This is a genomic window from Halomonas sp. AOP13-D3-9, from assembly GCF_052379125.1.
Taxonomy (GTDB): Bacteria; Pseudomonadota; Gammaproteobacteria; order Pseudomonadales; family Halomonadaceae; genus Vreelandella.
In genome coordinates this window covers 1-9,565 of record NZ_JBQSYH010000036.1, presented here as the reverse complement: position 1 = coordinate 9,565, position 9,565 = coordinate 1, and the positions used below count along the sequence as shown (strand labels likewise).

12 protein-coding genes are annotated in these 9,565 nt (G+C 55.8%); 2 read left to right on the top strand and 10 right to left on the bottom strand.

The genetic code is table 11. From position 1 onward, the window contains the following. Positions 1 to 181 precede the first annotated feature (181 nt). Complete coding sequence (locus ACT3UM_RS23930) at positions 182 to 1,513, top strand: deoxyguanosinetriphosphate triphosphohydrolase (protein ID WP_498902507.1); 1,332 nt, start codon at positions 182 to 184, stop codon at positions 1,511 to 1,513. A gap of 11 nt (positions 1,514 to 1,524) precedes the next feature. On the opposite strand, the gene ACT3UM_RS23925 is transcribed toward ACT3UM_RS23930, so the two are convergent. From ACT3UM_RS23925 to ACT3UM_RS23915, 3 genes are read right to left on the bottom strand one after another with little or no spacing between them, the layout of a single operon-like run. Continuing rightward, complete coding sequence (locus tag ACT3UM_RS23925) at positions 1,525 to 2,433, bottom strand: nuclease-related domain-containing protein (RefSeq protein WP_498902505.1); 909 nt, start codon at positions 2,431 to 2,433, stop codon at positions 1,525 to 1,527. Positions 2,434 to 2,490: 57 nt separating this feature from the next. Further along, complete coding sequence (locus ACT3UM_RS23920; RefSeq protein ID WP_498902503.1) at positions 2,491 to 2,865, bottom strand: translation initiation factor Sui1; 375 nt, start codon at positions 2,863 to 2,865, stop codon at positions 2,491 to 2,493. Between the two features lie 2 nt (positions 2,866 to 2,867). Continuing rightward, complete coding sequence (locus ACT3UM_RS23915; RefSeq protein ID WP_035576421.1) at positions 2,868 to 3,566, bottom strand: HAD-IA family hydrolase; 699 nt, start codon at positions 3,564 to 3,566, stop codon at positions 2,868 to 2,870. Between the two features lie 285 nt (positions 3,567 to 3,851). Between ACT3UM_RS23915 and ACT3UM_RS23910 the strand changes: the two genes are divergently transcribed. After that, the gene (locus ACT3UM_RS23910) at positions 3,852 to 4,277 is read left to right on the top strand and encodes a hypothetical protein (RefSeq protein WP_498902502.1); all 426 of its coding nucleotides are present in this window, start codon (positions 3,852 to 3,854) and stop codon (positions 4,275 to 4,277) included. 16 nt (positions 4,278 to 4,293) lie between these two features. On the opposite strand, the gene ACT3UM_RS23905 is transcribed toward ACT3UM_RS23910, so the two are convergent. From ACT3UM_RS23905 to ACT3UM_RS23875, 7 genes are all read right to left on the bottom strand, one after another. Further along, the gene (locus tag ACT3UM_RS23905) at positions 4,294 to 4,644 is read right to left on the bottom strand and encodes a hypothetical protein (RefSeq protein ID WP_498902500.1); all 351 of its coding nucleotides are present in this window, start codon (positions 4,642 to 4,644) and stop codon (positions 4,294 to 4,296) included. A gap of 183 nt (positions 4,645 to 4,827) precedes the next feature. Beyond that, positions 4,828 to 5,892, bottom strand: a complete 1,065-nt coding sequence (fba, locus tag ACT3UM_RS23900; protein WP_498902499.1) for a class II fructose-bisphosphate aldolase — start codon at positions 5,890 to 5,892, stop codon at positions 4,828 to 4,830. Positions 5,893 to 5,972: 80 nt separating this feature from the next. Beyond that, positions 5,973 to 7,154 (bottom strand): phosphoglycerate kinase, encoded by a 1,182-nt coding sequence (locus tag ACT3UM_RS23895; protein WP_498902498.1) that lies wholly within the window; start codon positions 7,152 to 7,154, stop codon positions 5,973 to 5,975. A gap of 60 nt (positions 7,155 to 7,214) precedes the next feature. Further along, positions 7,215 to 8,252: a type I glyceraldehyde-3-phosphate dehydrogenase gene (locus tag ACT3UM_RS23890; protein ID WP_498902497.1), complete on the bottom strand. Its 1,038-nt coding sequence runs from the start codon at positions 8,250 to 8,252 to the stop codon at positions 7,215 to 7,217. A 108-nt stretch (positions 8,253 to 8,360) separates the two neighbouring features. Continuing rightward, positions 8,361 to 9,086 (bottom strand): LrgB family protein, encoded by a 726-nt coding sequence (locus tag ACT3UM_RS23885; protein WP_498902496.1) that lies wholly within the window; start codon positions 9,084 to 9,086, stop codon positions 8,361 to 8,363. After that, positions 9,076 to 9,429, bottom strand: a complete 354-nt coding sequence (locus ACT3UM_RS23880) for a CidA/LrgA family protein (protein ID WP_035576428.1) — start codon at positions 9,427 to 9,429, stop codon at positions 9,076 to 9,078. The genes ACT3UM_RS23885 and ACT3UM_RS23880 overlap by 11 nt, the downstream gene beginning before the upstream one ends. Positions 9,430 to 9,432: 3 nt before the next feature. Continuing rightward, positions 9,433 to 9,565: transketolase-like TK C-terminal-containing protein (locus ACT3UM_RS23875; protein WP_498902508.1), on the bottom strand; the 133-nt coding region annotated here is incomplete at its 5' end.

The window sequence follows — 9,565 nt, the reverse complement described above, 5'->3', positions numbered from 1 at the left end:
AAGGGGTAAATAGTGAGGAGTGAGGGGTAGACTTCAACACCTCACACCTCACACCTCACACCTCACACCTCACACCTCACACCTCACACCTCACACCTCACTCCTCACTCTTCACCATTCACACTAACGTGCGGTTTTCCGGCATTTTATGTCAGAATGCACTCCTCCAGGAGGAACGCCCATGACTCAGATGCGCTGGGAACAGTTACTTTCCCCACGTCGTCTTCACGACCAACGCTCAACAAGTACCCGTGAAATCGGTCGTAGCCCGTTTCATAAAGATCACGACCGTATTGTTTTCTCAGGGTCATTTAGACGCCTAGGGCGCAAGACCCAGGTGCATCCGCTAACCGAAAACGATCATATTCATACGCGCCTAACTCACTCGCTGGAGGTTGGCTGTGTAGGCCGCTCCTTGGGCATGATTGTGGGGGAGTTGCTGCGCGATCGCCTGCCTGAATGGATTACGCCTGCTGACCTTGGCGTCATTGTCCAAACGGCGTGCCTGGGACATGACATCGGGAATCCCCCTTTTGGCCATGCGGGAGAGTATGCAATCCGTGATTGGTTTCAGCGCGCTCAAAGCAGTGGCCTGTTAGAAGGCCTTTCAGACGCTGAGCGCGAAGATCTGTTGACCTATGAAGGCAACGCCCAGGGTTTTCGGGTGATTACCCAGATCGAATATAACCAGTTTAATGGCGGTATGCGGCTTTCTGCGGCCACCCTGGGTGCATTACTTAAATACCCTTGGACGGTTCGTTATGGTGGTCGAGCGGGCAAGTTTGGTGCCTATCAGTCAGAGCAGGTGCTGCTCAAAGAGGTGGCTGAAGCAGTCGGGTTGTTGCCCCAAGGCGAGCAGCGCTGGTGCCGCCATCCCCTGGCGTGGCTAGTCGAGGCAGCAGATGATATCTGCTATGCCCTGCTAGATCTGGAGGATGGGTTGGAGATGGGCATCCTGCGCTATGAAGAGGTTGTCGAAATACTGCGCCAAGTTGCCGGAGAGTTTCCGCCCGAGTATGCCGATATGCAAGCCCGTAACGTGTCCCAGCGGCGTCGCATTGCGCTGCTGCGAGGGGCTGCGATGGAGCGGGCGGTCAATGATGTTGGCACGGTGTTTGTGCAGCACGAGCAGGCCCTGCTGAGCGGCACACTCAGTGAGGATCTGTTGGAGCTGTGTCACCCTGACCTGGGATGGGGCGTGCAGGCGGCGAAGCAGTTGGCTCGAGAGCGCATTTTCCAGAATGAGCGTAAGGCAAAGCTCGAGATTGGCGCCTATACAACGCTGGGCATTTTGCTGGAGGCCTTTATCGGTGCGGCTCATGAACTTCATCACACCGGGCACTCATCGTTTAAACACCAGCGTGTACTGGCCCTGATTGGTGAAAATACGCCGCTGCCTTCATGGTCGCTCTACGATAGCTATCGGCGAATGCTGGACTTTATCGGTGGTATGACAGACCACTATGCGGTGGATCTGGCCCAGGAAATGGGCGGTCGACTGCGTGGGGATTGAGCGCAGGGCACTTATACGGAAGGTTGGCTCAGGTGCTTCAATTCCATCAACTGAGCGCGCTCAAGCAGAACGTTAATAACCTTGTCATGGGTGGCGTCACTGAGTGGCCCTGGCGTTAGCTCGGTTAACTGCTTGGCAAGAGTATCACCGCTTACCACCAGAATATCCGCGGCGGCTTCGCTATTATCTATTGTCCAGCCCGGCAGCACCAATACGCCCCGTACGGGTACGGACACGCCACAGCGTCGCTCAAGCCAGTGAGCCAGCCAGCTAACCCCTTGGCGTGTTTTATGCAACGGGCGACGCTCTTGCCAGTGCGGAAAGCGTAACCGCTCACGCTCCACCGCTACAGTGTTGAGCTCATTACCATCGGTGCCGATGGCGTGTGTTCTTGCCCGCGTCTCGACCACAAATACCCCATGGGGGGTGACTACCACGTGATCAATCGTGAAACTATCGGTGGGCACATCATGAAACACATAGTAAGGGTGCGCATCAGGGCGGACTAGGCGTTCCAGCTCTTGGCCAACAGCAAGCTCGCAGGCTAAACCTAGTTTGAGCCGCCGGATACGCTGATAGTCGCGGACCAGCAGCAAGGAAAATGTCAGCACAAGTAAGGTGCTGAGTAGGCCATACAGTGCCCACTCGACCCAGTCCTGCTTGTCAACAAACAGCATGCGCCCCATTCCGTAAACAAGCGGGGCGAGGCTGATAATGGGACCTAATGCGGCGTTTAAGAATAGGCTGGAAAACGCTTGGTCAAGGCGGTAGCGCAGTGCTTGGCCCGGTTCATGAAGCGGAGCATTGAAGGGGGAGTGGACGCGGGCATCGTGCAGACTGCGCAACGCAAGGACAATACTGGCCATTGCCGCCATGGGGAATAGAAAAATCAGGGGTAGCACGTATTCCAGCCAAGCCATTGCAGTGCCTTGCTTTATAGCGACTTACCCGCAGGTAAGTCAGGGTGGTGTAGAGGCCTAACCTCCAGCGAGTTTAACCTGGTAGCCGAGTGCGCTTAACGCTTGATGCAGGGTGTCGCGGTGGTCGCCTTGAATTTCAATAATACCCTCTTTAACGGCTCCCCCCGTTCCGCAGCGCTTTTTAAGCGTTTTGGCCAAGGTTTTAAGCTCTTCGCTCGGCAGGGGAATGCCACTCACGGTGGTAACGCCCTTGCCTTTTCGACCACTCGTTTCACGGCGAATGCGCACCACGCCATCCAGTGCCGCCAGTCGCTGCTGTTCGCTCAGCTCATCGCATTGGCAGGCATCAAGTGGTTCCCGGCAGGTGGGGCAGGTTTTGCCATGTTCGGTGGAGTAAACCAGCCCACCGAGCTGGTCACGTAAAGAGGGCATTACTATCCTCCCATTGAATGTTGAGGCACAGGGGTTTGCCAATACTCACGCGTGAGCCGCTCCACCACGGCAGGCAACTGATACATATTGCTGATCATGATAGCGTTCTCGGGCGTTGTCTCGGCATCAGGAAAACGGTTTAAGTGAATCACCGTCATTCCCGCTTGAAGCGCCGCACGTACACCGACCAAGGCATCGTCTATAGCAATGCAGTCACGCGCTGAATAGCCCATGATACTCGCTGCGTGTAAATGTAAACAGGGTTCGGGCTTCCAGCAATTGGCGGTATAGCCACTGAAAAAGCGTTTGCCAAAATAGTGACTAAGGCCTGTCGCCTCTAAAGCTGTGCGAATTTTGCTTTCAGGTCCATTAGACACCACGGCACTGGGATAAGCGGCCAAAATATCCAGCGCTTCGTGGGCGCCAGGTATCGTCGTTAACTCCTGAGCAAGCCGTGTAGCTAAATTGGCCCGCATAGAGATTTCCATGTGCTCAAGCTGGACAGGATCAACGTCACCATGGCGTTGTTGCAGTTCAGCAACGATACGTCGAAAGCGCGCTCCACGAAATTCGCCAAGATAATCAGTAACAGCGAAAGGCAGGCCTACTGAATTCAGTCCGGCGGCCATCTCTTCGGCAAGTAGCGGTTCGCTATCGACGAGGGTGCCATCACAGTCAAACAGCAAAAGTGGGAGCGGCATTGCATGTTCCTTGCAGCGGCTCAAGCGCTGCCAGTGTTAGTTGAAGCCATCCATACTGCTATTGAACGGGATTTTACGCCATTTGTGAACACTGTTTTGTAATTTTTTGCTTGCTTGCACGTTACTCTTGAGCCAGCTTAAACAGCTACGCTCATTTTGGCGGCCGCTGGTGTATGTCATTTAGGCTTCAGGACACGCTGTAGCGCTAGCGTTAGAAACGGCCAAGCTGCGCTGAAGAGATAGTAGGGATACACTATTGTTAAACCACAACATGGAGAAAACCCAATGCGACTAGCCCCTTGGTTTCTACCCTTTGCACTCAGCGCTGCGTTGCTAACGACGACTGGCTATGTGCTTGCTGATAATCATGACGCAGAGGGCGAACAGCACGAGCCTCTGGATGATGAGGCACTAGAAGCGGAGTACGGCATTAAAGCGGGGTCGGTAAAACGCGAGGAAGAGGCATCGTCTAGCGATGCCGACGGCGCCGATGAGCAAGCGCGCGCCTCCGCAGAAGAGGAAGAGGAGGAGAAAGGCGAAGAAGTCGCCACCAGCGCGGGTGAAGCTAATGTAGAGCTAGAGCCTGGCAAGAGTGAAGAGCGTAACCCAGAGGCTGGCACGGGCGGCACGGGGAGTCCTGACGATGCTATCCATAGCAGCGAAGAAGAGAATAGTGAGGATGATGAAGAGGGCACCGACGATAATGAGTAGCGTCAGTGCCCCAGCGCTACTTGGCGAGTCGCCGCGAGTTAGCGCTACTACGCTGATGGTAGGGTTTCATCGTGCGCTGGCTGGTAACCCACCAGGGGGCTTGCTGCCCGCTCATTGAATTGAACAGCGCTTTTTGCATAACGAGGCCAGCTTCCATGCTGGCCTCAAGTTTTTCAGTCACCATGCGTTGATTTTCTTGGATCATTTTAGGACTGAAAAACGGCTGTGTTTGCCATAAATGATGCCGCATAGTGATCGTCGACAGAGACGTTGACCATAACTCGAAGGCCATGATGCCGACTTTCCATATATCGAACATTGCTACTGGAGTAGTGGGCATTAGGGACAGGGGAGTCGTCGATTTCATAAGTGTTGTGGCCTCCTTCCTTGCTGGAACACGAAACGTCGTGGCCTCGTCACCAGTGTTAGGGTATAAATGCTGCATTGCAACATATATTTTATTAGCCATAACCTGCGTTATTTAAAAAGAGCGGCCAAAAAAAAAGACGACCCTCGGGTCGTCTTTTTTTGAGGCGTATCAGCTACCCGTTTATTTTACCTTAGGCGCCAGTTCGCCACGCTCATAGCGCAGGAACATCTCTTCCAGGCTGATGGGCTTAATCTTACTGGCGTTGCCCGCCGTACCAAAGGCTTCGTAGCGAGCGATACACAGATCACGCATGGCGGTAACGGTCTCTTTCAAGAACTTACGCGGATCGAATTCAGACGGGTTCTCCGCCAGGAAGCGACGCACTGCCCCGGTAGAGGCTAAGCGCAGGTCGGTATCAATGTTGACCTTGCGCACGCCGTGCTTGATACCCTCAACGATCTCTTCGACGGGAACGCCGTACGTTTCAGGGATCTCGCCGCCGTACTGGTTGATCACTTCGAGCCACTCCTGGGGCACAGAGGAGGAGCCGTGCATGACCAGGTGTGTATCTGGAATCCGTGCGTGGATCTCTTTAATACGCTGAATAGACAGCGTGTCACCGGTGGGTGGCTGGGTGAATTTGTAAGCACCGTGGCTAGTGCCAATGGCAATCGCCAGCGCGTCTACGTGGGTCGCTTTAACAAATTCAGCGGCTTCTTCCGGGTCCGTTAGCAGCTGCTCCATATCCAGCTTGCCTTCCGCGCCAATACCGTCTTCTTCGCCGGCCATGCCGGTTTCCAGGCTGCCCAGGCAGCCCAGCTCGCCTTCGACGGAAACGCCGCAGGCGTGCGCCATTTCCACCGCGCGGCGGGTAACATTGACGTTATAGTCGTAGTCGGTGGGCGTTTTACCATCTTCGCCCAGCGAGCCATCCATCATGACCGAGGAGAAGCCGAGCTGAATAGAGCGCTGGCAGACCGCAGGGCTGGTGCCGTGATCCTGATGCATCACCACAGGGATATGCGGAAACTCTTCGACAGCTGCCAAAATCAGATGGCGCAGGAAAGGCGCACCCGCATACTTGCGCGCGCCCGCAGAGGCTTGCACGATGACGGGCGAGTCAGTGGCATCAGCGGCTTCCATAATGGCGCGCATTTGCTCAAGGTTATTGACGTTGAACGCCGGAATGCCGTAACCGTATTCGGCGGCGTGGTCGAGCATTTGGCGCATGCTGATCAGAGCCATAAAATTATCTTACCTGTTTGCGTTGTCAATTGGGTTATCTGAACGAGCACCATAAGCGCCCAGGTTCAAGTTGCTTTATGTTAGCTGCGTTTGGCCGCTGCTTCGAGTGCTGCCACGGCTGGCAACTGCTTGCCTTCGACATACTCAAGAAAGGCGCCGCCGCCGGTGGAAATGTACGAGACGCGATCCGCTATGGCGTATTTATCAATGGCCGCTAGGGTATCGCCGCCACCGGCAATAGAAAAGCCCGCGCTATCGGCGATGGCTTGGGCGATCACCTGGGTGCCTTTACCAAACTGATCGATTTCAAAGACACCAACGGGACCGTTCCACAGGATGGTGCCAGCGTCTTTGAGCATGCTCGCTAAATGAGCGGCGGTATCTGGGCCGATATCCAAAATCATCTCGTTGTCAGCCACTTGATCCACGGGCTTGACCACCGCTTTGGCCGATTCAGAAAATTCGGTGGCGACGACCACATCGGTCGGGAGTGGAATTGAGACCTTCTCCATCAGCGCTTTCGCCTGGCCCACCAAATCGGCCTCATGGAGTGATTTGCCGACATTGTAGCCCGCGGCGGCAATAAAGGTGTTGGCGATACCGCCGCCGACAATCAGTTGATCGCATTTTTCCGCCAGCGCGGTGAGTACATCCAGCTTGGTAGAGACCTTCGAGCCACCGACGATGGCGACCATGGGCCGGGCCGGATGCGCCAGTGCTTTTTCAAGCGCATCCAGCTCCTGGGCAAGCAAAGGCCCCGCGCAAGCGCTAGGGGCAAAACGTGCCACACCGTGGGTGGAGGCTTGGGCGCGGTGGGCGGTGCCAAACGCATCCATCACAAAGATATCGCACAGCGCGGCGTACTGTTTTGCCAGCTGTTCATCGTCTTTTTTCTCGCCGCTATTAAAGCGCACGTTTTCCAGCAGCACCACGTCGCCGTTGGCAAGCTCAAGGGGCTCGCCAACTGTTTCACCGAGATAGGCTTTGACCAGCGGTACTGGGCGGCCTAATAGCTCACCTAAGTGTTCCGCCACCGGCGCGAGGGAAAACTCCTCGGCGGGTTCGCCTTCGGTGGGACGGCCCAAGTGGCTCATCAACATCACTTTGGCCCCAGCCTTCACGGCTGCCTGAATCGTCGGCAGCGCGGCCCGCAGGCGGGCGTCGCTGGAAACGCGGCCATGTTTGATGGGCACATTCAAGTCTTCACGGATCAGCACGCGTTGTCCTTCCAAGGGAAGGTCAGTCATCTTCTTCACGTTCATGTGAGCGGTTTCCTCGTGTTTAGGCCGTTGAACTCAATATAAACAGCTAATGCAAACAGGTTACGTCTGTGCCGAAAGGCTGGCCAGTCGCTGGCTAATATCGAGCATCCGGTTAGCGAACCCCCACTCGTTATCAAACCAGCACAGCAGTTTGATAAGGCGCTTGCCAGCCACCCGGGTTTGGGTAGCGTCCAGAATGCCTGAACGCGGGTCGTGATTAAAATCAACCGATGCCATAGGGGCTTCAGTATAGCCAAGCACGCCCTTTAAACGCTGCTGACTGGCAGCCAGCAGCAGCGCATTCACATCGTCCCGGTGGGTGTCGCGGCTAACCGTGAGCGCTACGTCCATGGCAGAGACATTGATAGTCGGTACGCGTACGTGTAGGCACTCAAAGCGGCCTGCAAGATGGGGCATCAAGCGGCTAATGCCGAGCGCCAGACCGGTATCCACTGGCACTATGGAGTGCATCGCTGAGCGGGTAAGGCGCAGGTCGGTCTGGTGATAGGCATCGATCACTGGCTGGTCGTTCATCGCCGAATGAATCGTCGTGGTGACACCATGTTCAAGACCGAGAGCTTCATCCAGAACGGTCAGCAGCGGCACAAGGCAGTTGGTAGTACAGGAAGCGGCAGAGAGAACGCGCTGGGACAGCGCTAGCTTGTCCTCATTAATGCCCCACACAATGGTGGCATCGACATCGTTTTCCGCTGGCTGGGAAAACAGTAGCCGCTTAGCGCCAGCCTCCAGGTGTAGCTCAGCGGTGGCGCGATCTTTAAAGCTTCCTGAACACTCCAGTACCAGATCCACATTAAGTGCCTTCCAGGGCAGCTTGCTTGGATCCTGTTCGCAGAGTACCTGGATGCGCTGGCCGTTGACGATAAGGGCCTGGCCGTCATTATCGACGTCACCGGGAAAGCGACCATGAGTAGTGTCGTAACGGGTTAGGTAAGTGATCGTCGCAAGGTCAGACAACTCATTAATGGCGACCACTTCAAGTTCGGGGTGGTATCGCTCAACGAGCGCCCGCAGCACGCATTGGCCAATGCGCCCGTAACCGTTAATGGCGATGCGATAGCTGGAAGCTGAATTAGCCATGCAGAAGGGTGGCTCTTAAAAGTGAATCGACAATGATCGAAATAGGCTAGAACTCGTTGCGATGATAACGCATTTCAGCGGGTGACTGTTATCGGCTACGTACGCCTATCAGCTGGCCATGCCTAGCAATCGCCAGGCAAGTGGTAGCAGTACCGCGGTGAAAATACCCGTGAGGCTCATGCCCAGTGACGCGAAAGCGCCAGCCGTGGGGCTGATCTCAAACGCTCTTACCGTACCAATGGCATGACCGTTAAGCCCCAGGGCAAAACCGATCAAGCGATCATCCTCAATATGCAGCCAACGCGCAGCGAGGCTGACACAGGGAATCGTTATCACTCCGGTCACCAGCAGTGCGCCCAACAGTAGTGCGGTGGTGCCGCCCAACTGCTCGGTAATGCCAATAGCGATAGGTGCGGTCACCGATTTGGCGGCAATGGAAGCGAGTATGGTATCCGTACTGCCCAGTAACCAAGCAATGACCAGCGAGTAGCAAGCCGCCAATGTAGCGGCGATGGGTAAACAAATCGCCAAAGGTCGCCATAGCTCAACGATGCGGGGCAACTGTTGGTAAAGCGGCATCCCCAGCGCCACCGTGGCGGGCCCCAATAGCACCGTTAGCCAAGTGGCACCCTGCTGGTAGGTGGCGTAGGGCAGCCCTATCAGCGCTAACGCCCCCGCCAGCAGCAGCGCCGCAATCAAAATTGCGGGTAGCCAAGCAGGGCGCTTTAAACGTTGGAATAGACCACTACCCAGCAAATAAGCGGCGAGCGTTAAGCCCACCGCAAATAGCGGGGTAGTGGTTAGCAGTTCGAGTAGCGGTGTATTAGCGTGCATGGGGCTGCCCGATGAGGCGTTTGAGCAGCCAAAGCGTCGTCGTCACGCTGAGTAACGTGCCCACCACTAAGGCAATAAGAATGGCGCTCCACTGGCCAGCCAGCTCACCGATGATGAAAAACACCCCCACAACGCCGGGCATAATCAGCATGGCCAGTAGTGCAATGAGCGGCTGGGCGGCTGCGGCAATACTGCTCGGGACACGACCACGCACAGCGAGCGTTGCGCAGAGCAGCAGCATGCCGATCACGCCTGACGAGATCGGCAGACCGGTGAAGTGGATCACCACTTCACCGATCAGCCAGTAGCTAATCAGCCATAGAAAGCCACTGAGCGCGGGCATGGCTTAGCCGAGTAGTTCGTTGGCTTGCTTGACCACATTCTCGACGGTAAAGCCGAAGTGCTTGAACAGATCCCCCGCCGGGGCGGATTCGCCGTAGGTGGTCATGCCTATCACGCGGCCTTCCAGGCCCACATAC